The organism is Streptomyces sp. NBC_01775 (genome assembly GCF_035917675.1).
GTDB lineage: Bacteria > Actinomycetota > Actinomycetes > Streptomycetales > Streptomycetaceae > Streptomyces.
The window spans coordinates 3,851,333-3,868,933 of the sequence record NZ_CP109104.1; the positions used below are offsets into that span (position 1 = coordinate 3,851,333).

31 protein-coding genes are annotated in these 17,601 nt (G+C 66.4%); all 31 read right to left on the reverse strand.

The features are described 5' to 3' along the window. Positions 1-35 precede the first annotated feature (35 nt). Complete coding sequence (gene rplQ / locus OHB04_RS17075) at positions 36-536, reverse strand: 50S ribosomal protein L17 (RefSeq protein WP_326688558.1); 501 nt, start codon at positions 534-536, stop codon at positions 36-38. Between the two features lie 232 nt (positions 537-768). After that, the gene (locus tag OHB04_RS17080; protein ID WP_326688559.1) at positions 769-1,791 is read right to left on the reverse strand and encodes a DNA-directed RNA polymerase subunit alpha; all 1,023 of its coding nucleotides are present in this window, start codon (positions 1,789-1,791) and stop codon (positions 769-771) included. A 115-nt stretch (positions 1,792-1,906) separates the two neighbouring features. Continuing rightward, the gene (rpsD, locus tag OHB04_RS17085; RefSeq protein ID WP_326688560.1) at positions 1,907-2,533 is read right to left on the reverse strand and encodes a 30S ribosomal protein S4; all 627 of its coding nucleotides are present in this window, start codon (positions 2,531-2,533) and stop codon (positions 1,907-1,909) included. A gap of 27 nt (positions 2,534-2,560) precedes the next feature. Continuing rightward, positions 2,561-2,965, reverse strand: a complete 405-nt coding sequence (rpsK, locus tag OHB04_RS17090) for a 30S ribosomal protein S11 (RefSeq protein ID WP_016473404.1) — start codon at positions 2,963-2,965, stop codon at positions 2,561-2,563. A 66-nt stretch (positions 2,966-3,031) separates the two neighbouring features. After that, complete coding sequence (rpsM, locus tag OHB04_RS17095; RefSeq protein WP_326688561.1) at positions 3,032-3,412, reverse strand: 30S ribosomal protein S13; 381 nt, start codon at positions 3,410-3,412, stop codon at positions 3,032-3,034. Between the two features lie 176 nt (positions 3,413-3,588). Then, entirely contained in the window at positions 3,589-3,702 is a 114-nt protein-coding gene (gene rpmJ / locus OHB04_RS17100) for a 50S ribosomal protein L36 (protein WP_009740505.1), read from the reverse strand. Positions 3,703-3,765: 63 nt separating this feature from the next. After that, a complete protein-coding gene (infA, locus tag OHB04_RS17105) occupies positions 3,766-3,987 on the reverse strand; it encodes a translation initiation factor IF-1 (RefSeq protein WP_003948620.1) in 222 nt (73 codons plus the stop codon). Positions 3,988-4,182: 195 nt separating this feature from the next. Continuing rightward, positions 4,183-5,019 carry a type I methionyl aminopeptidase gene (gene map / locus OHB04_RS17110; protein ID WP_326688562.1) on the reverse strand — a complete coding sequence of 279 codons (837 nt, stop codon included), beginning with the start codon at positions 5,017-5,019 and terminating at the stop codon, positions 4,183-4,185. Positions 5,020-5,245: 226 nt separating this feature from the next. Then, positions 5,246-5,896, reverse strand: coding sequence for an adenylate kinase (locus OHB04_RS17115; RefSeq protein ID WP_326688563.1), 651 nt, complete (start codon positions 5,894-5,896; stop codon positions 5,246-5,248). Then, positions 5,896-7,209, reverse strand: coding sequence for a preprotein translocase subunit SecY (gene secY / locus OHB04_RS17120; protein ID WP_326688564.1), 1,314 nt, complete (start codon positions 7,207-7,209; stop codon positions 5,896-5,898). The genes OHB04_RS17115 and secY overlap by 1 nt, the downstream gene beginning before the upstream one ends. A gap of 184 nt (positions 7,210-7,393) precedes the next feature. Beyond that, complete coding sequence (rplO, locus tag OHB04_RS17125; protein WP_326688565.1) at positions 7,394-7,849, reverse strand: 50S ribosomal protein L15; 456 nt, start codon at positions 7,847-7,849, stop codon at positions 7,394-7,396. 1 nt (position 7,850) lies between these two features. Further along, positions 7,851-8,033 (reverse strand): 50S ribosomal protein L30, encoded by a 183-nt coding sequence (gene rpmD / locus OHB04_RS17130; protein WP_019354934.1) that lies wholly within the window; start codon positions 8,031-8,033, stop codon positions 7,851-7,853. Continuing rightward, positions 8,033-8,635, reverse strand: a complete 603-nt coding sequence (gene rpsE / locus OHB04_RS17135; RefSeq protein WP_326688566.1) for a 30S ribosomal protein S5 — start codon at positions 8,633-8,635, stop codon at positions 8,033-8,035. The genes rpmD and rpsE overlap by 1 nt, the downstream gene beginning before the upstream one ends. Positions 8,636-8,704: 69 nt before the next feature. After that, positions 8,705-9,088 carry a 50S ribosomal protein L18 gene (gene rplR / locus OHB04_RS17140; RefSeq protein ID WP_326688567.1) on the reverse strand — a complete coding sequence of 128 codons (384 nt, stop codon included), beginning with the start codon at positions 9,086-9,088 and terminating at the stop codon, positions 8,705-8,707. Positions 9,089-9,091: 3 nt separating this feature from the next. After that, on the reverse strand, positions 9,092-9,631 hold the full coding sequence (gene rplF / locus OHB04_RS17145; RefSeq protein WP_326688568.1) for a 50S ribosomal protein L6: 540 nt from the start codon (positions 9,629-9,631) through the stop codon (positions 9,092-9,094). A gap of 21 nt (positions 9,632-9,652) precedes the next feature. Then, complete coding sequence (rpsH, locus tag OHB04_RS17150) at positions 9,653-10,051, reverse strand: 30S ribosomal protein S8 (protein ID WP_326688569.1); 399 nt, start codon at positions 10,049-10,051, stop codon at positions 9,653-9,655. Positions 10,052-10,221: 170 nt separating this feature from the next. Continuing rightward, positions 10,222-10,407, reverse strand: a complete 186-nt coding sequence (locus tag OHB04_RS17155; protein WP_326688570.1) for a type Z 30S ribosomal protein S14 — start codon at positions 10,405-10,407, stop codon at positions 10,222-10,224. A gap of 2 nt (positions 10,408-10,409) precedes the next feature. Continuing rightward, positions 10,410-10,970 carry a 50S ribosomal protein L5 gene (gene rplE, locus OHB04_RS17160; protein ID WP_326688571.1) on the reverse strand — a complete coding sequence of 187 codons (561 nt, stop codon included), beginning with the start codon at positions 10,968-10,970 and terminating at the stop codon, positions 10,410-10,412. Then, positions 10,970-11,293: a 50S ribosomal protein L24 gene (gene rplX, locus OHB04_RS17165; RefSeq protein ID WP_208876098.1), complete on the reverse strand. Its 324-nt coding sequence runs from the start codon at positions 11,291-11,293 to the stop codon at positions 10,970-10,972. The genes rplE and rplX overlap by 1 nt, the downstream gene beginning before the upstream one ends. A 2-nt stretch (positions 11,294-11,295) precedes the next feature. Further along, entirely contained in the window at positions 11,296-11,664 is a 369-nt protein-coding gene (rplN, locus tag OHB04_RS17170) for a 50S ribosomal protein L14 (RefSeq protein WP_016473418.1), read from the reverse strand. A 126-nt stretch (positions 11,665-11,790) separates the two neighbouring features. Continuing rightward, the gene (rpsQ, locus tag OHB04_RS17175; protein WP_326688572.1) at positions 11,791-12,102 is read right to left on the reverse strand and encodes a 30S ribosomal protein S17; all 312 of its coding nucleotides are present in this window, start codon (positions 12,100-12,102) and stop codon (positions 11,791-11,793) included. After that, positions 12,102-12,326: a 50S ribosomal protein L29 gene (gene rpmC / locus OHB04_RS17180; RefSeq protein ID WP_326688573.1), complete on the reverse strand. Its 225-nt coding sequence runs from the start codon at positions 12,324-12,326 to the stop codon at positions 12,102-12,104. The genes rpsQ and rpmC overlap by 1 nt, the downstream gene beginning before the upstream one ends. Then, positions 12,326-12,745: a 50S ribosomal protein L16 gene (rplP, locus tag OHB04_RS17185; RefSeq protein WP_326688574.1), complete on the reverse strand. Its 420-nt coding sequence runs from the start codon at positions 12,743-12,745 to the stop codon at positions 12,326-12,328. The genes rpmC and rplP overlap by 1 nt, the downstream gene beginning before the upstream one ends. Positions 12,746-12,748: 3 nt before the next feature. Next, positions 12,749-13,570 carry a 30S ribosomal protein S3 gene (gene rpsC, locus OHB04_RS17190; RefSeq protein ID WP_326807754.1) on the reverse strand — a complete coding sequence of 274 codons (822 nt, stop codon included), beginning with the start codon at positions 13,568-13,570 and terminating at the stop codon, positions 12,749-12,751. Next, positions 13,570-13,917, reverse strand: a complete 348-nt coding sequence (rplV, locus tag OHB04_RS17195; RefSeq protein ID WP_326692778.1) for a 50S ribosomal protein L22 — start codon at positions 13,915-13,917, stop codon at positions 13,570-13,572. The genes rpsC and rplV overlap by 1 nt, the downstream gene beginning before the upstream one ends. Positions 13,918-13,959: 42 nt before the next feature. Beyond that, positions 13,960-14,241, reverse strand: coding sequence for a 30S ribosomal protein S19 (gene rpsS, locus OHB04_RS17200; RefSeq protein ID WP_326688576.1), 282 nt, complete (start codon positions 14,239-14,241; stop codon positions 13,960-13,962). A gap of 15 nt (positions 14,242-14,256) precedes the next feature. Then, positions 14,257-15,093 (reverse strand): 50S ribosomal protein L2, encoded by an 837-nt coding sequence (rplB, locus tag OHB04_RS17205; protein ID WP_326688577.1) that lies wholly within the window; start codon positions 15,091-15,093, stop codon positions 14,257-14,259. Between the two features lie 47 nt (positions 15,094-15,140). Further along, positions 15,141-15,563, reverse strand: a complete 423-nt coding sequence (rplW, locus tag OHB04_RS17210) for a 50S ribosomal protein L23 (protein WP_326688578.1) — start codon at positions 15,561-15,563, stop codon at positions 15,141-15,143. After that, complete coding sequence (gene rplD / locus OHB04_RS17215; RefSeq protein ID WP_326688579.1) at positions 15,563-16,210, reverse strand: 50S ribosomal protein L4; 648 nt, start codon at positions 16,208-16,210, stop codon at positions 15,563-15,565. The genes rplW and rplD overlap by 1 nt, the downstream gene beginning before the upstream one ends. Positions 16,211-16,217: 7 nt before the next feature. Continuing rightward, on the reverse strand, positions 16,218-16,862 hold the full coding sequence (rplC, locus tag OHB04_RS17220; protein WP_326688580.1) for a 50S ribosomal protein L3: 645 nt from the start codon (positions 16,860-16,862) through the stop codon (positions 16,218-16,220). A 14-nt stretch (positions 16,863-16,876) separates the two neighbouring features. Then, positions 16,877-17,185, reverse strand: a complete 309-nt coding sequence (gene rpsJ, locus OHB04_RS17225) for a 30S ribosomal protein S10 (protein WP_016909683.1) — start codon at positions 17,183-17,185, stop codon at positions 16,877-16,879. Positions 17,186-17,601 lie beyond the last annotated feature (416 nt).

Genomic DNA, 17,601 nt, shown 5'->3' on the forward strand with positions numbered 1-17,601 from the left:
CCACAAGGGAGCGGGCCCACTCAGAGGTAAGAACGTCAGGCGTTCTTGGCCTCGCCGTCCTCGTCCTCGGCCTCGGCCGAGTCCTTCTTCAGCTCGGCCACAGCGTCGTCACCAGCGGCGTCCTTGGCGGTGCGCTTGGTCGCCGCCTCGGCCTCGCCGACAGCGGTCTGCTGCACGGTCAGGGCCTCGACCAGCTCGATGACCGCCATCGGGGCGTTGTCGCCACGACGCGGACCGATCTTGGTGATGCGGGTGTAGCCACCGGGACGGTTCTCGTACCGCGGGCCGATCTCGGTGAAGAGCGTGTGCACGACGCTCTTGTCCAGGACCGTGCGCATGACCTGACGGCGGTTGTGAAGGTCGCCCTTCTTCGCCTTGGTGATCAGACGCTCGGCGACCGGACGCAGGCGGCGGGCCTTCGCCTCGGTCGTCGTGATGCGGCCGTGCTCGAACAGAGCGGTGGCCAGGTTGCCCAGCATCGCCTTCTGGTGCGCGGCACTGCCACCCAGACGGGGACCCTTGGTGGGCTTCGGCATGATGTCTCTCCTCACGTTGTCCCTGCACCGGCCGTATCAGGCACCGGCGGCAGTCCCGGCCGTACGAGGTACCGGGAATTCGGCCCCGCGCCCCTCAAGGAGCGCGGGGTGGTGCGCCCCGTCAGGGGCGCGGGGAACTGCGCGACCAGCCACAACCGGCCCGCAGCTCCCCAACAACAGCACAGGGCGGACTCTCAGTACTGCCAGGTCTCCAGAACCCAGCGTCAGCGCCTCAGTACTGCTCGGTCTCCACGAACCCGGCATCCGCGTCGTCATCGGCGCCGAAGGCGTCCGCCGCGGCGGTCGGGTCGAATCCGGGCGGGCTGTCCTTGAGGGCCAGGCCCATGCCGGCCAGCTTCGCCTTGACCTCGTCGATCGACTTCGCGCCGAAGTTACGGATGTCGAGCAGGTCCGCCTCGGAGCGGGCCACCAGCTCGCCCACCGAGTGGATGCCCTCGCGCTTCAGGCAGTTGTACGACCGAACGGTGAGCTCCAGCTCCTCGATCGGCAGCGCCAGGTCCGCCGCGAGCGCGGCGTCCGTCGGCGACGGGCCCATGTCGATGCCCTCGGCGTCGACGTTGAGCTCGCGTGCCAGGCCGAACAGCTCGACCAGGGTCTTGCCCGCCGACGCCATGGCGTCACGCGGGCGCATGGCCTGCTTGGTCTCGACGTCGACGATCAGCTTGTCGAAGTCGGTGCGCTGCTCGACACGGGTCGCCTCGACCTTGTAGGTGACCTTGAGGACCGGCGAGTAGATGGAGTCGACCGGGACGCGGCCGATCTCCTGGCCCAGCTGCTTGTTCTGGACGGCGGAGACGTAGCCGCGACCGCGCTCGACGGTCAGCTCCATCTCCAGCTTGCCCTTGCCGTTCAGCGTGGCGAGGACCAGGTCCGGGTTGTGCACCTCGACACCGGCCGGCGGCGCGATGTCCGCGGCGGTGACCAGACCCGGGCCCTGCTTGCGCAGGTACATCACGACGGGCTCGTCGTGCTCCGAGGAGACGACGAGCGACTTGATGTTGAGGATGAGGTCGGTGACGTCCTCCTTGACGCCCGGCACGGTCGAGAACTCGTGCAGGACACCGTCGATCCGGATGCTGGTGACAGCAGCGCCGGGGATCGAGGAGAGGAGCGTACGACGCAGAGAGTTACCGAGGGTGTAGCCGAAGCCCGGCTCCAGCGGCTCGATCACGAACCGTGAGCGGAATTCGTCGACGACCTCTTCGGTCAGAGAGGGGCGCTGAGCGATCAGCATGTTGTGTGTGCCTCCAGTTATCGGCAACCGCTATTTGATGCCGTCACTGCAAGGGTACGGGCGGCAGGCCCCAAAAGGGACCCGACCGCCCACACCCTGCGAAGCCGCACCCGAATTACTTCGAGTACAGCTCGACGATCAGCTGCTCCTGCACCTGGGTGTCGATCACCTGGCGCTCGGGCAGCGAGTGCACGAGGATCCGCAGCTTGGACGGGATCGACTCAAGCCACGCCGGAACGGTCTTGTCTCCGGCTTCCGCGACAGCCACCTGGAAGGGGGTCATGCTGCGGGAGGCCTCGCGGACCTCGATGATGTCGCTCACGGACACCCGCGCCGAGGGAATGTCGGTCTTGCGACCGTTCAGCGTGATGTGGCCGTGCTTGACCAACTGACGTGCGTGGTCGCGGGACTTGGCAAAGCCGGCCCGGTAGACCACGTTGTCCAGACGGGTTTCGAGGATCCGCAGCAGGTTCTCGCCTGTCTTGCCCTGCTGGCGGTTGGCCTCGGTGAAATACCCGCGGAACTGCTTCTCCAGGACGCCGTAGATACGAGCGGCCTTCTGCTTCTCACGCTTCTGCAGCAGGTACTCGGAGTCCTTGGTGCGCCCGCGACCGTGCTCACCCGGGGGGTAAGGACGGATCTCGATCGGGCACTTCGCGCTCTCGCACTTGCTCCCCTTGAGGAAGAGCTTCTGCTTTTCCCGACGGCAACGCTTGCAGTCGGCCCCGGTGTAACGCGCCATTGTCGTTGATCTCCTACTTCAGTTGTCTCAGACTCGGCGACGCTTCGGCGGGCGGCAGCCGTTGTGCGGGGTCGGGGTGACGTCCTGAATGGAGCCGACCTCAAGGCCCGTGGCCTGGAGGGAGCGGATCGCGGTCTCACGGCCGGAGCCGGGACCCTTCACGAAGACGTCGACCTTGCGCATGCCGTGCTCCTGGGCGCGACGCGCGGCGTTCTCCGCGGCCATCTGCGCCGCGAACGGCGTCGACTTGCGCGAGCCCTTGAAGCCGACGTGGCCGGCAGAGGCCCAGGAGATCACGTTGCCGGTGGGGTCGGTGATCGAGACGATGGTGTTGTTGAACGTGCTCTTGATGTGAGCGTGCCCGTGGGCGACGTTCTTCTTCTCCTTGCGGCGCACCTTCTTGGCGCCGGCCGTACGGCCCTTCGGAGGCATATAGAGATAACTCCCGTGAGGTGGTCGGTCCTACTCGCGGACCGCTTGCAGCGTGTCCGGAGTGGACTACTTCTTGCCCGGCTTCTTCTTGCCGGCGATGGCGCGACGCGGGCCCTTACGGGTGCGGGCGTTGGTCTTCGTGCGCTGACCGTGGACCGGGAGACCGCGCCGGTGACGCAGACCCTCGTAGCAGCCGATCTCCACCTTGCGGCGGATGTCGGCCTGGATCTCACGGCGGAGGTCACCCTCTACCTGGAGGTTGTTGTCCACGTACTCGCGGAGCTTGACCATCTCCTCCTCAGCCAGCTCCCGCACGCGGGTGTCGGGGCTGACCCCGGTCTCGCGCAGGGTCTGCTGGGCAAGGGTGCGGCCAATGCCGAAGACGTAGGTGAGGGCGACCTCGACGCGCTTCTCGCGCGGGAGGTCGACGCCAGCGAGGCGTGCCATGAATGTGGCTCCTGATGATTCCGTCGGAGGTCTGCAGCAGCGCCGATCCTGTCCGGAAATGGACAGGTCCCCGGCCTCCGACCGGGGGTGTCGACACCGTCAGCGGTGTCGGGCCCTGCTTATGTGACTGTTGCTCGCGTCGCGCGAAGGAACTGCGAAAGGCAGGTCGTCGTACGTCAGCCCTGGCGCTGCTTGTGGCGCAGGTTCTCGCAAATGACCATGACCCGGCCGTGACGGCGGATCACCTTGCACTTGTCGCAGATCTTCTTGACGCTCGGCTTGACCTTCATGGTGTGAGGTTCTCCGGGTCTGGCCGTCCTCCCGGGAGCGGGAAGGCAGCACGATCTGTCGATCTACTTGTAGCGGTAGACGATCCGTCCGCGCGTCAGGTCGTAGGGAGACAGCTCCACCACAACCCGGTCGTCGGGAAGGATACGGATGTAGTGCATCCGCATCTTGCCGCTGATATGCGCGAGGACCTGGTGCCCGTTCTGGAGCTCCACCTTGAACATCGCGTTCGGGAGAGACTCGACGACGGTGCCCTCGATCTCGATGGCCCCTTGTTTTTTGGCCATGCTTGAGCGCTTCACCTTCCGGGATCGGCTACCTGGGGTGACCCAGAACTCCCCGTGGCAAACGGGTGCACCTGGGCCGACGAGCCAGTCTACGACAGCCCACCCAGAAAGACGAATCGAGAATTGTGCCCGCCGCCGGTGATCGTTATTCCCCTCAAAGAGCGAGGGCCCCGGGGCGGAGCTCCGCAGAGATCCCTACGCCAGCGGATCGGGCGCGGCCTCGACACCCAGCTCCGCGAGCTTGGCGCGGCCACCGTCCGGTGCGGTCAGCACCAAAGGCCCCTGCTCGGTCAGCGCGACGGAGTGCTCCCAGTGCGACGACCACGTACCGTCATTGGTCTTGACCGTCCAGTCATCCGAGAGCACGTGCGTCTTCGGCGTCCCCAGGGTCACCATCGGTTCGATCGCCAGGCACATGCCGGGCACCAGCTTGGGGCCGCGCCCGCGCCGCCGGTCGACGTAGTTCAGCAGGTGGGGGTCCATGTGCATCTGTGAACCGATGCCGTGGCCGCCGTAGTCCTCGACGATCCCGTACTTGCCGGAGGAGGGCCGGGGCTGGCGGCGGATGTAGCCCTCGACGGCCTTGGAGATGTCCACGAGCCGGTTGCCCTTGCGCATCGCGGCGAGCCCGGCCCACATCGACTCCTCCGTCACCCGGCTCAGCTCGCGCAGCTCGGCGGAGTGGCCGTCGCCGACGAAGACGGTCAGCGCGGCGTCCCCGTGCCAGCCGTCGATGATCGCGCCGGCGTCGATGGAGAGCAGGTCACCGGCCTTGAGGACGGTCTCGCGGTCCGGGATGCCGTGGACGACGACATCGTTGACGGACGTGCAGATGTTGCCCGGGAAGCCGCCGTAGCCGAGGAAATTCGGCTTGGCGCCGTGGTCGGCCAGCACCTTCGCGGCGACCTCGTCCAGGTCCTTCGTCGTGGCGCCGGGCACCGCGGCCTCGGCGCACGCCTTGTGCATGGCGGCGACGACCAGCCCTGCCTCGCGCATCTTCGCGATCTGCTCCGGGGTCTTGATCTCCACCATGACGGCTGCCGCCTTCCCTGACCGACGGGTGTCGGTACCGACCGAGTCCTGTTACTGCCTCATCAAGTCTGCCAGCCCCGAACCGGCCGGGACCCCGGCGTGAGGGCGGGACACGATGCGGGGGCCGGGCTCTGCCCGGCCCCCGCATCAAAGACGCCCGCTACGGCGAGCAACCACGTCGCACCGGGCCCGGCCGCACGATCACGTGCCGCACCCCGGCGTTCGGTCACTCCCGCGCGAGAGCGCGCATCGCGCGCCCCGTCACCTCGCCGACCTCACCGATCGCGGAGATCGTCGTGACGAGCCCCTGCTCCTTGTAGTGGTCGATGATCGGCTCGGTCTCGCTGTGGTAGACCGCGAGTCGCTTGCGCACGGTCTCCTCACGGTCGTCGTCGCGCTGGTACAGCTCGCCGCCGCACACGTCGCACACGCCGTCCTTCTTGGGCGGGCTGTACTGCGCGTGGAAGACGTGGCTGCTGTCGCTGCGGCAGATGCGCCGTCCGGCGATCCGCTTGACGACCTCGTCCTCGGGGACCTCCAGGTCCAGCACGGCGTCCAGCTTCTGGCTGCTCTCCGCCAGGAAGCTGTCCAGCGCCTGCGCCTGCGCGATGTTCCGCGGAAAGCCGTCGAGCAGGAATCCGCCTGCCGCGTCCGGCTCCTCCATACGGTCCTTCGCCATCCCGATGGTGACCTCATCGGGCACCAGCTGGCCGGCCCTCATGTACTCCTGTGCCTTCTGGCCGAGGGGGGTGCCCTGGCTGATGTTGGCACGGAAGAGGTCGCCCGTGGAGATGTGCGGAATGGACAGGTTCTCGGCGAGGAATGACGCCTGCGTTCCCTTGCCCGCACCAGGCGGCCCGACGAGGACGATACGCATCAGCGGAGGAACCCTTCGTAATGACGCTGCTGAAGCTGGCTCTCGATCTGCTTCACGGTCTCAAGCCCCACACCCACGATGATCAGGATGCTCGTTCCGCCGAACGGGAAGTTCTGGTTGGCGTTGAACATGATCAGCGCGACGGTCGGCACCAGCGCGATCAGCCCCAGATACAGAGAGCCCGGCCACGTGATGCGGTTCAGCACGTAACTCAGATACTCAGCCGTGGGACGACCGGCCCGGATGCCCGGGATGAAGCCACCATACTTCTTCATGTTGTCGGCAACCTCTTCGGGGTTGAAGGAGATAGCCACATAGAAGAAGGCGAAAAAGACAATCAGAAGGAAGTAGGTGGCGATGTAGAGAGGATGATCACCCTTCACGAAGTGTGAGTTGATCCACTGCGCCCAGCCCGACTGCGACTTGCTGAACTGCACGATCAACGCCGGAATGTAGAGCAGCGACGACGCGAAGATGACGGGGATCACACCCGCCTGATTGACCTTCAGCGGAATGTAGGTCGACGTTCCGCCGTAACTCCTACGGCCGATCATGCGCTTCGCGTACTGCACGGGAATACGGCGCTGAGCCTGCTCGACGAAGACCACGAGGGCCACCATCGCCAGACCGCAGAGGATCACGGCGCCGAATTCGATCCAGCCGTCGGCCAGCTTGCCCTGCTTCTTGATCGCCCACAGCGCGCCGGGGAAGCCGGCGGCGATGGAGACGAACATCAGGATGGACATGCCGTTGCCGATGCCCTTGTCGGTGATCAGCTCACCCATCCACATGATCAGACAGGTGCCCGCCGTCATCGTGATCACCATCACGATGGTGGGAAAGATTCCCTGGTCCGGAATGATCTGGCTGGCGACGCTGCAGTTCTGGAAGAGCGAGCCGCTGCGCGCGGTGGCCACCAGTCCGGTGGCCTGGAGAATGGCGAGAGCGACGGTCAGATAGCGCGTGTACTGCGTGATCTTCCCCTGGCCGGCCTGCCCCTCCTTCTTCAGCGCCTCCAGGCGCGGAATGACCACGACCAGCAGCTGAAGGATGATGCTCGCCGTGATGTACGGCATGATCCCCAGCGCGAAGATGGTGATCTGGAGGAGGGCGCCGCCGCTGAACATATTGACCAGGCCGAAAAGGCCCTGCGCGCCCTTGGCCTCGTCCATGCATGCCTGGACGTTCTCGTAACTGACGCCCGGCACCGGGACGTGCGCTCCGATTCGGAAGAGCACCATGATGCCGAGCGTGAAGAGCAGCTTCTTGCGCAGGTCGGGCGTCTGGAACGCCCGGGCGAACGCGGTGAGCACGGTGCCTCCTGCGCCCCCCGCGGTAGTGGCGCGAGAGGTGACGGTCTTGAGGATCGACAGAAATCAACAGTGCACGCCACCTTACCGGCGACGGCACGACCTAGAAACGACCGGCCGTGCAAACGACCAGCCGGGGATGCCCCGTTGGGACATCCCCGGCCTGTCGTTCACCTGGACAACGAACTCAGATGAGTTCGGTGACGGTGCCGCCGGCAGCGGTGATCTTCTCCTTGGCAGAGCCGGAGACCTTGTCGACGGTCACCGTCAGTGCCACCGAGATGTCGCCGGCGCCAAGCACCTTGACCAGCTCGTTCTTGCGCACAGCGCCCTTGGCGACCAGCTCGGCCACCGTGACCTCGCCCCCCTCGGGGAACAGCTCGGCCAGCTTCTCCAGGTTCACCACCTGGAAGTGCTTGTGGGCGGGGTTCTTGAAGCCCTTGAGCTTGGGCAGCCGCATGTGCAGCGGCATCTGCCCACCCTCGAAGCGCTCCGGAACCTGGTAGCGGGCCTTGGTGCCCTTGGTGCCACGACCAGCGGTCTTACCCTTGGACGCCTCACCACGACCCACACGGGTCTTGGCGGTCTTGGCACCCGGGGCAGGACGGAGGTTGTGGACCTTCAGCGGGTTCTCGTCCGCCATCTCAGTCGACCTCCTCGACCGTCACGAGGTGGCGCACGGTGTGCACCTGCCCGCGAACGACGTCGCTGGCCTCGCGAACGGCCACATCGTTGACGCGCTTGAGACCGAGGGTCCGCAGCGTGTCACGGTGGTTCTGCTTGGTCCCGATAACGGAACGCGTCTGCGTGATCTTCAGGCGAGCCATTACGCGCTCACCCCTGCACGCGCCCGCAGCAGTGCGGCGGGTGCTACGTCCTCAAGCGGCAGACCACGACGGGCGGCGATCTCCTCGGGGCGCTGAAGCCCCTGGAGAGCCGTACGCGTGGCGTGCACGATGTTGATCGGGTTCGACGAGCCGAGCGACTTGCTCAGCACGTCGTGGATGCCCGCGCACTCCAGCACGGCACGCACCGGGCCACCGGCGATCACACCGGTACCGGGCGAAGCCGGCTTGAGCAGCACGACACCCGCTGCCTCCTCACCCGTGATCGGGTGCGGAATGGTGCCCTGGATACGCGGGACCTTGAAGAAGTGCTTCTTGGCCTCCTCAACGCCCTTGGCGATGGCGGCCGGCACCTCCTTGGCCTTGCCGTATCCGACACCCACGGTGCCGTCACCGTCGCCCACCACGACCAGCGCGGTAAAGCTGAAGCGACGACCACCCTTCACTACCTTGGCGACGCGGTTGATCGCGACAACGCGCTCAACGTACGCGGTCTTCTCAGCGGCAGCGCCGCCGTCCCGGCCCTTACGGTCCCGCCGCTCGCCGCCACCGGCGCCGCCACCGCGGCGCTGGGGTCCAGCCATTGGAATTACCTCTCTCGTTTACGTCCGCTAGCTCACAGCGACATTCAGTCGCTGCCGCGACGGGCTTGCTCAGAACCTGAGCCCAGCCTCGCGGGCGGCGTCAGCCAGAGCGGCAATCCGCCCTGCGTACTTGTTGCCACCGCGGTCGAACACGACGGCCTCGACACCCGCGGCCTTCGCCCGCTCGGCGACCAGTGCGCCGACCTGCTTGGCCTGCGCGCTCTTGTCACCCTCGACACCGCGGACGGTGCCGTCCAGGTGCGACGCCGAGGCCACGGTGTGGCCCGCGATGTCGTCGATCACCTGCGCGGTGATACCACGGTTGGTGCGCGTCACCACAAGACGGGGGCGCTCGGGCGTGCCCGAGACCTTCTTGCGGATACGGATGTGACGGCGCTTGGCAGCGGCACGCTTGTAGGCGTCGCCCTTGGCGATCTTCACGCCGTATGCCATGGCTTACTTACCAGCCTTTCCGACCTTGCGGCGGATGACCTCGCCCGCGTACTTCACGCCCTTGGCCTTGTAGGGATCGGGCTTCCGCAGCTTGCGGATGTTCGCGGCGACCTCGCCGACCTGCTGCTTGTCGATGCCCTCGACGGTGAACTTGGTCGGCGACTCGACCTTGAAGGAGATGCCCTCGGGCGCCTTCACCAAGATCGGGTGGCTGTAGCCCAGCGAGAACTCCAGGTCGGAGCCCTTCGCCTGGACGCGGTAACCGACACCGCTGATTTCGAGGTCCTTGCTGAATCCCGTGGTCACGCCAGTGATCATGTTCGCCACCAGCGTGCGGGACAGACCGTGCAGGGCCCTGTTCCGGCTCTCATCGTTGGGGCGCGTGACGGCGATGACGCCGTCTTCACCCGTGGCGATCTCGATGGGCGCGGCAACGGTGTGCGCGAGGGAGCCCTTGGGCCCCTTCACGGCGACCGTCTGGCCATCGATGGTGACGTCCACACCGGCGGGAACCTGGATGGGGAGCTTGCCGATTCGCGACATTGCTTCTTCCTCCGTTCCCGACTACCAGACGTAGGCGAGGACTTCCCCGCCCACACCCTTCTTGCTGGCCTGCTTGTCGGTGAGGAGACCGTGCGACGTGGAGATAACCGCCACGCCCAGGCCGCCGAGCACCTTCGGCAGGTTGGTGGACTTTGCGTAGACCCGCAGACCCGGCTTCGAGATCCGCTTGATGCCTGCGATCGAACGCTCGCGGTTCGGGCCGAACTTCAGCTCGAGCACGAGGCTCTTGCCGACCTTGGCCTCTTCGACCTTCCAGCCGGTGATGTAACCCTCCTGCTGGAGGATCTCCGCGATGTGCGACTTGATCTTGCTGTGCGGCATCTCGACGGTGTCGTGGTACGCCGAGTTCGCGTTACGCAGACGCGTGAGCATGTCTGCGATTGGATCGGTCATGGTCATGTGATGGCCTTCGGCCTCTCTCGCCGGGGTTTCCCTATGTGCGTCGTCCTTCTCCCCGTCCGCCGGCCTTGCGGCCGACGACGGGACAGGTGCGTCGCGGGGGACCTACGGCGTAGTAAGCGACTTTTCAGCTTACCGAGAGTCCTGGCTCATCCCCAAACGGGGATGGTTTACCAGGAGCTCTTGGTTACGCCCGGCAGCTCGCCACGGTGGGCCATCTCACGAAGGCACACGCGGCACAGGCCGAACTTGCGGTAGACGGAGTGGGGGCGGCCACAACGCTGGCAGCGCGTGTAGGCACGCACCGCGAACTTGGGCTTGCGGCCGGCCTTGGAGATCAGGGCCTTCTTCGCCATGGTCAGTTCTCCTTGAACGGGAAGCCGAGGTGACGAAGCAGGGCGCGGCCCTCGTCGTCGGTGGTCGCCGTGGTGACCACGGTGATGTCCATGCCCCGGACCCGGTCGATCTTGTCCTGGTCGATCTCGTGGAACATGACCTGCTCCGTGAGACCGAAGGTGTAGTTGCCCCTGCCGTCGAACTGCTTCGGCGACAGACCGCGGAAGTCGCGGATGCGCGGCAGCGCGAGCGACAGCAGCCGGTCCAGGAACTCCCACATCCGGTCGCCGCGCAGCGTGACGTGCGCACCGATCGGCTGACCCTCGCGCAGCTTGAACTGCGCGATGGACTTGCGGGCCTTGGTCACGGCGGGCTTCTGCCCGGTGATCGTGGCGAGGTCCTTGATGGCACCGTCGATCAGCTTGGAGTCGCGGGCGGCGTCGCCCACACCCATGTTGACCACGATCTTGGTCAGACCGGGGATCCGCATGACGTTGTCGTAGGAGAACTCGTCCTGCAGCTTGCCCTGGATCTCGGCGCGGTAGCGCTGCTTCAGGCGCGGGGCCTCAGTGGTGGCAGTCATCAGATGTCCTCACCGGTCCGCTTGGCAACGCGGATCTTGTTGCCGTCGTCGTCGAAGCGGTACCCGACGCGGGTCACGACCTTCTTGCCGTCCTTCTCCACGACGAGCTGAACGTTGCTCACGTGGACAGGGGCCTCGGTCGTGACGATGCCGCCGGTCTTCGACCCGCGGGCCGTCTGGCCGGCCTTGGTGTGCTTCTTGACCCGGTTGACACCCTCGACCAGGACACGGTTCTCGCGGGGGTAGGCCACGATGACCTTGCCCTGCTTGCCCCTGTCCTTACCGGTGATGACCTGGACCAGGTCGCCCTTCTTGATCTTCATGGTCACAGCACCTCCGGCGCGAGAGAGATGATCTTCATGAACTTCTTCTCGCGCAGCTCGCGGCCCACGGGGCCGAAGATGCGGGTGCCGCGGGGGTCACCGTCGTTCTTGAGGATGACGGCCGCGTTCTCGTCGAAGCGGATGTACGAGCCGTCCGGGCGGCGGCGCTCCTTGACGGTGCGCACGATGACGGCCTTGACGATGTCGCCCTTCTTCACGTTCCCACCGGGGATCGCGTCCTTGACGGTAGCGACAATGACGTCACCGATGCCCGCGTAGCGTCGGCCCGAGCCGCCGAGGACACGGATGGTGAGAATTTCCTTCGCACCCGTGTTGTCGGCGACGCGAAGCCGAGACTCCTGCTGGATCACGTCTATCTCCTGTATGTCTGCCGGTTCCCGGCAGGGATCTCACGATCCCTGCCGAGCCTGGCGGAACTGACCTCGGGCCGGACACGGCCCCAGGCTGTATCGATGCAATTCCCTTGCGGGAATCGCCTACTTTGCCTTCTCGAGGATCTCGACGATGCGCCAGCGCTTGGTGGCGGACAGCGGCCGGGTCTCCATCAGGAGGACGCGGTCGCCGACGCCGGCAGCGTTCTGCTCGTCGTGCGCCTTGAGCTTGTTGGTACGGCGGATGACCTTGCCGTACAGCGCGTGCTTGACGCGGTCCTCGACGGCGACGACGACGGTCTTGTCCATCTTGTCGCTGACGACGAGACCCTCGCGGGTCTTGCGGAAGCCGCGCGCCTGCTCGTTCGCCGCGGCGGAGCCGCTATTGGATGCAGTAGTCACATTCGTCTCGCTCATCAGGCGCTCTCCACCGTCTCGATGCCCAGCTCGCGCTCACGCATCAGGGTGTAGATCCGGGCGATGTCCTTGCGCACGGCCTTGAGCCGGCCGTGGTTTTCGAGTTGCCCGGTCGCCGCCTGGAAGCGGAGGTTGAACAGCTCTTCCTTGGCCTCGCGGAGCTTGGTGACAAGCTCCTCGTTGCCCAGCTCGCGCAGCTCGGACGCCTTGGTTCCGGCCGCCATCACGCGTCACCTGCCTCGCGCCGCACAATGCGGCACTTCATCGGAAGCTTGTGAGCTGCGCGGGTGAGCGCCTCACGAGCAATCTTCTCGTTCGGGTACGTCAGCTCGAACATCACGCGTCCGGGCTTGACGTTCGCGATCCACCACTCCGGCGAACCCTTACCGGAACCCATGCGGGTCTCGGCAGGCTTCTTCGTCAGCGGACGGTCCGGGTAGATGTTGATCCACACCTTGCCGCCACGCTTGATGTGACGGGTCATGGAGATACGAGCTGCCTCGATCTGCCGGTTCGTCACGTAGGCACCGGTCACAGCCTGGATGCCGTACTCACCGAATGCGACCTCGGTACCGCCCTTGGCCATACCCGAACGCTTGGGGTGGTGCTGCTTGCGGTGCTTGACCCTGCGAGGGATCAGCATGGGTCAGCTCTCCTTTCCGGCAGCGCTCGGCTCAGCGGCAGCACCGGCGGGCTCGGCCGACTCCGGCTTGGGAGTCTCGGCCGCCTGCTGCGGCTTGCGGCCACGGCGCTCGCCACCGCGACGGGGGCGGTCGTTGCCGCCACCGCGCGACGGGCGGTTGCCCGCACGGGCCGCGGCGTTCTCGGCACGCACCTCGGCGATGTTCTTGACGTCGCCCTTGTAGATCCAGACCTTCACGCCGATGCGGCCGAAGGTCGTCTTGGCCTCGAAGAAGCCGTAGTCGACGTTCGCACGGAGCGTGTGCAGGGGCACACGGCCCTCGCGGTAGAACTCCGAGCGGGACATCTCGGCGCCGCCGAGACGGCCGCCGCACTGGACCTTGATGCCCTTGGCGCCGGCCTTCATCGACGTCTGCATGCTCTTGCGCATGGCGCGGCGGAAGGACACCCGGGAGGAGAGCTGCTCGGCGACCGCCTGGGCCACGAGCTGCGCGTCCGTCTCGGGGTTCTTCACCTCGAGGATGTTGAACTGGATCTGCTTGCCGGTGAGCTTCTCCAGGTTGCCCCGCAGGCGGTCGGCCTCGGCGCCGCGGCGGCCGATGACGATGCCCGGGCGGGCGGTGTGGACGTCGACACGGACGCGGTCACGCGTCCGCTCGATCTCCACCTTGGAGATGCCGGCCCGCTCCATGCCCTGAGTGAGCAGCTTGCGGATCGCGACGTCTTCCTTGACGTAGTCCTTGTAGAGCTTGTCGGCGTACCACCGCGACTTGAAGTCGGTGGTGATGCCGAGCCGGAACCCGTGCGGGTTTACCTTCTGGCCCATTACCGGGTTCCTTCCTTGCTGCTCACGACCACGGTGATGTGGCTCGTCCGCTTACGGATCCGGTAGGCGCGGCCCTGGGCACGCGGCCGGAACCGCTTCAGAGTCGGGCCCTCGTCGACGTATGCCTCGGAAATGAAGAGGCTGTCGGCGTCGGTGTGGTCGTAGTTGTGCGCGGCGTTGGCGATGGCGCTGTCCAGCACCTTGCCCACCGGCACACTCGCGGCCTGCGGGGCGAAACGCAGGACCGCCTGAGCCTCCGTGGCGCTCATGCCACGAACGAGGTCCACCACCCGGCGGGCCTTCATGGGCGTGACGCGCACATAGCGCGCGGAGGCCCTGGCTTCCATGGTTGTCCCTTCGGTGTCATTCATGTCTTCACACCCCGCCCATCAACGACGACGCGACTTGCGGTCGTCCTTGACATGGCCGCGGAAGGTGCGGGTCGGCGCGAACTCGCCGAGCTTGTGGCCGACCATCGACTCGGTGATGAACACCGGGACGTGCTTGCGGCCGTCGTGCACCGCGATCGTGTGGCCCAGCATGGCCGGGACGATCATCGAGCGGCGAGACCAGGTCTTGATGACGTTCTTGGTGCCCGCGTCGTTCTGGGCGTCCACCTTCTTCATGAGGTGGCCGTCGACGAAGGGCCCCTTCTTGAGACTGCGCGGCATCGAAAACCCCGCCTCCTAGCGCTTCTTGTTCGTCTTGCGGCGGCGGACGATGTACTTGTTGCTGGCCTTCTTCGGCGAGCGCGTACGGCCCTCCTTCTGACCCCACGGCGAGACCGGGTGGCGGCCACCGGAGGTACGACCCTCACCACCACCGTGCGGGTGGTCGATCGGGTTCATGACCACACCGCGGACGGTCGGGCGCACGCCCTTCCAGCGCATGCGGCCGGCCTTGCCCCAGTTGATGTTCGACTGCTCGGCGTTGCCGACCTCGCCGACAGTGGCGCGGCAGCGGACGTCGACCAGCCGGATCTCACCGGACGGCATGCGCAGGTGGGCCATGCGGCCCTCCTTCGCCAGCAGCTGCACCGAGGCACCGGCGGAGCGGGCGAACTTGGCGCCGCCGCCCGGACGGAGCTCGATGGCGTGGATCGTCGTACCGACCGGGATGAAGCGCAGCGGCAGGTTGTTGCCCGGCTTGATGTCGGCGCCCTGGCCGTTCTCGATCCGGTCGCCCTGCTGGATGCCGCGCGGCGCGAGGATGTAGCGCTTCTCGCCGTCGACGTAGTGCAGCAGCGCGATGCGCGCGGTGCGGTTCGGGTCGTACTCGATGTGCGCGACCTTGGCAGGCACGCCGTCCTTGTCGTGCCGACGGAAGTCGATCACGCGGTAGGCGCGCTTGTGGCCACCACCCTGGTGACGGGCGGTCACACGACCGGCGTTGTTACGGCCGCCCTTGCTGTGCAGCGGGCGGACCAGCGACTTCTCCGGCGTGGACCGCGTGATCTCGACGAAGTCGGCGACACTGGCGCCACGACGGCCCGGAGTCGTCGGCTTGTACTTGCGGATACCCATTTCTCAGTCCTCGGAAGATTCAGGACTTCTGAACGACCCCACCTCCGTCAGGAGGTCGGGCCGCCGAAGATGTCGATTCGGTCGCCCTCAGCAAGGGTCACGATCGCGCGCTTGGTGTCTGCGCGCTTGCCGTAGCCAGTGCGGGTGCGCTTGCGCTTGCCCTGGCGGTTGATCGTGTTGACCCCGGTGACCTTGACCGAGAAGACCGTCTCGACGGCCTGCTTGATCTGGGTCTTGTTCGCGCCCGGCGCGACGATGAACGTGTACTTGCCCTCGTCGAGGAGCGCGTAGCTCTTCTCCGAGACGACCGGCTTGATCAGCAGGTCGCGCGGGTCCGAGAACGTCTTGCTCGGGTCGGCCGGTGCGAGCGGCCCCGGGCCCTCGGCCGCACGGCGGGCGGCCTTGGCGACGCGGGCGGCCTTCGCGGCCTTCGCTGCCTTGGAGGCGATGCTCGGGTGTCGCGTAGCCATCAGGCGTCGCTCCCTTCGGTGTGGGCCTTGGGGCCAGACACGAAGGACTCCAGAGCGGTCTTGGTGAAGACCACGTCGTCGGAGACGAGCACGTCGTACGTGTTGAGCTGGCCCGGCTCCAGGATGTGGACCTGGGGCAGGTTGCGGGCGGACAGCCACGCGGCCTCGTCGCCGCGCTCGGCGACGAGCAGCACGTGCTTGCGCTCGCTGACCTTGCCGAGCAGCGTCTTGGCGGCCTTGGTGGAGGCCTCGCCCTCGACCACGCCGCTGACGACGTGGACACGGTTGTGGCGGGCCCGGTCCGAGAGGGCACCGCGCAGTGCGGCGGCCTTCATCTTCTTCGGGGTCCGCTGCGAGTAGTCACGCGGCTGCGGGCCGTGCACGACGCCACCGCCTGCGAACTGCGGCGCGCGGGTCGAGCCCTGACGGGCGCGGCCTGTGCCCTTCTGGCGGTACGGCTTCTTGCCACCGCCGCGGACCTCGCCGCGGGTCTTTGTCTTGTGCGTGCCCTGTCGGGCAGCGGCCAGCTGTGCGACGACGACCTGGTGGATCAGCGGAACGCTGACCTGCACGTCGAAGATCTCCGTGGGGAGCTCGACGGTCCCGGTCTTCTCGCCAGCCGGCGAAAGGATGTCAATGGTGCTCATCGGTTCCTCAAGCCCCCTTGGCCGCGGTACGGACCAGGACGAGGCCGCCGTTCGGACCGGGAACTGCGCCCTTGATGAGCAGCAGGCCCTTCTCCGCGTCAACGGCGTGGACGGTCAGATTCTGGGTGGTGACCCGCTCGTTGCCCATCCGGCCGGCCATGCGGGTGCCCTTGAAGACCCGGCCCGGGGTGGCGCAGCCACCGATGGCGCCCGGCTTGCGGTGGTTGCGGTGCGCACCGTGCGAGGCGCGGGCTCCGTGGAAGCCGTGGCGCTTCATGCCGCCGGCGAAGCCCTTGCCCTTCGACTTGCCGGTCACGTCGACCTTGACGCCGGACTCGAACGTGTCGGCGTTCAGCTCCTGGCCGAGCGTGTACTCGCTGGCGTCGGAGGTGCGCAGCTCCACGAGGTGGCGGCGCGGGGTGACGTCGGCCTTGGCGAAGTGGCCCTTGAGGGGCTTGTTCACCTTGCGCGGGTCGATCTCGCCGAAGGCGATCTGGACGGCCTCGTAGCCGTCCCTGTCTGCGGTGCGGACCTGGGTCACAACGTTCGGACCGGCCTTGACCACGGTCACCGGGACAACACGGTTGTTGTCGTCCCAGACCTGGGTCATGCCGAGCTTCTCGCCCAGGACGCCCTTGATCTGCTTAGCCATCTCTACGACACCCTTCAGAGCTTGATCTCGATGTCGACGCCGGCCGGAAGGTCCAGGCGCATCAGCGAGTCAACGGTCTTGGGAGTCGGGTCGAGGATGTCGATCAGACGCTTGTGGGTGCGCATCTCGAAGTGCTCGCGTGCGTCCTTGTACTTGTGCGGCGACTTGATGACGCAGTACACGTTCTTCTCTGTGGGCAGCGGCACCGGGCCTGCGACCGACGCGCCAGTACGCGTCACCGTCTCGACGATCTTCTTCGCCGAGTTGTCGATGACCTCGTGGTCGTAGGCCTTGAGCCGGATGCGGATCTTCTGTCCCGCCATGGCTACTTCGTAGTCCTGTCTCTCGTAACGCTCTGGTACCCCGTCGTGACTTTCGCTCGCCCCTTGTCCGACCCACGCGGTCGGGCGTGTCGTAGCCCTTCCCGTAATTCTCCACAGGAGAATTTCCTTGCTAGGAAGGATTTGGAGGAGGAAACCCACCGGGTGCCTGGCTGGAAGCCCCTCCTGCGCTTCCCGGAAGATTCCCGTACTTCCGCTCCTGACGAGGAGCGACGAATACCTGGGACTCGCTTCCAGTCCTCCCGGCGGGAGGCGCGCAGCATCGGCACTCAACCGAGCAACCTGGCTAGTGTGCCACACAGGGTTTAGGCATCGCCAATCGGCCCAGTACCACACCCCGCGGCCCACCTGTGAGCCGACCGGCCGGAGCGGCACCGGAGCGGCACCCTCCGGTGTCG

Coding starts and splice junctions, on each gene's coding strand:
- rpsH (WP_326688569.1), bottom strand. CDS start 10,051: ATGACCATGACCGATCCAATCGCAGACATGCTCACGCGTCTGCGTAAC.
- rplD (WP_326688579.1), bottom strand. CDS start 16,210: ATGAGCACCATTGACATCCTTTCGCCGGCTGGCGAGAAGACCGGGACC.
- rplW (WP_326688578.1), bottom strand. CDS start 15,563: ATGGCTACGCGACACCCGAGCATCGCCTCCAAGGCAGCGAAGGCCGCG.
- rplC (WP_326688580.1), bottom strand. CDS start 16,862: ATGGCTAAGCAGATCAAGGGCGTCCTGGGCGAGAAGCTCGGCATGACC.
- rplP (WP_326688574.1), bottom strand. CDS start 12,745: ATGCTGATCCCTCGCAGGGTCAAGCACCGCAAGCAGCACCACCCCAAG.
- OHB04_RS17115 (WP_326688563.1), bottom strand. CDS start 5,896: ATGCGTATCGTCCTCGTCGGGCCGCCTGGTGCGGGCAAGGGAACGCAG.
- rplX (WP_208876098.1), bottom strand. CDS start 11,293: ATGAAGATCAAGAAGGGCGACCTGGTCCAGGTCATCACCGGTAAGGAC.
- rpsJ (WP_016909683.1), bottom strand. CDS start 17,185: ATGGCGGGACAGAAGATCCGCATCCGGCTCAAGGCCTACGACCACGAG.
- rpmC (WP_326688573.1), bottom strand. CDS start 12,326: ATGGCGGCCGGAACCAAGGCGTCCGAGCTGCGCGAGCTGGGCAACGAG.
- rplV (WP_326692778.1), bottom strand. CDS start 13,917: ATGGAAGCCAGGGCCTCCGCGCGCTATGTGCGCGTCACGCCCATGAAG.
- rpsE (WP_326688566.1), bottom strand. CDS start 8,635: ATGGCTGGACCCCAGCGCCGCGGTGGCGGCGCCGGTGGCGGCGAGCGG.
- rplE (WP_326688571.1), bottom strand. CDS start 10,970: ATGACTGCCACCACTGAGGCCCCGCGCCTGAAGCAGCGCTACCGCGCC.
- rpmD (WP_019354934.1), bottom strand. CDS start 8,033: ATGGCTCGCCTGAAGATCACGCAGACGCGTTCCGTTATCGGGACCAAG.
- rpsQ (WP_326688572.1), bottom strand. CDS start 12,102: ATGAGCGAGACGAATGTGACTACTGCATCCAATAGCGGCTCCGCCGCG.
- rplB (WP_326688577.1), bottom strand. CDS start 15,093: ATGGGTATCCGCAAGTACAAGCCGACGACTCCGGGCCGTCGTGGCGCC.
- OHB04_RS17155 (WP_326688570.1), bottom strand. CDS start 10,407: ATGGCGAAGAAGGCCCTGATCTCCAAGGCCGGCCGCAAGCCCAAGTTC.
- rpsD (WP_326688560.1), bottom strand. CDS start 2,533: ATGGCGCGTTACACCGGGGCCGACTGCAAGCGTTGCCGTCGGGAAAAG.
- rplO (WP_326688565.1), bottom strand. CDS start 7,849: ATGGCGGACGAGAACCCGCTGAAGGTCCACAACCTCCGTCCTGCCCCG.
- rpmJ (WP_009740505.1), bottom strand. CDS start 3,702: ATGAAGGTCAAGCCGAGCGTCAAGAAGATCTGCGACAAGTGCAAGGTG.
- rplF (WP_326688568.1), bottom strand. CDS start 9,631: ATGTCGCGAATCGGCAAGCTCCCCATCCAGGTTCCCGCCGGTGTGGAC.
- rpsC (WP_326807754.1), bottom strand. CDS start 13,570: ATGGGCCAGAAGGTAAACCCGCACGGGTTCCGGCTCGGCATCACCACC.
- rpsK (WP_016473404.1), bottom strand. CDS start 2,965: ATGCCTCCGAAGGGCCGTACGGCCGGCGCCAAGAAGGTGCGCCGCAAG.
- rpsM (WP_326688561.1), bottom strand. CDS start 3,412: ATGGCACGCCTCGCTGGCGTCGACCTCCCGCGCGAGAAGCGCGTCGAG.
- map (WP_326688562.1), bottom strand. CDS start 5,019: ATGGTGGAGATCAAGACCCCGGAGCAGATCGCGAAGATGCGCGAGGCA.
- rplQ (WP_326688558.1), bottom strand. CDS start 536: ATGCCGAAGCCCACCAAGGGTCCCCGTCTGGGTGGCAGTGCCGCGCAC.
- rpsS (WP_326688576.1), bottom strand. CDS start 14,241: ATGCCGCGCAGTCTCAAGAAGGGGCCCTTCGTCGACGGCCACCTCATG.
- OHB04_RS17080 (WP_326688559.1), bottom strand. CDS start 1,791: ATGCTGATCGCTCAGCGCCCCTCTCTGACCGAAGAGGTCGTCGACGAA.
- rplR (WP_326688567.1), bottom strand. CDS start 9,088: ATGGCATACGGCGTGAAGATCGCCAAGGGCGACGCCTACAAGCGTGCC.
- infA (WP_003948620.1), bottom strand. CDS start 3,987: ATGGCCAAAAAACAAGGGGCCATCGAGATCGAGGGCACCGTCGTCGAG.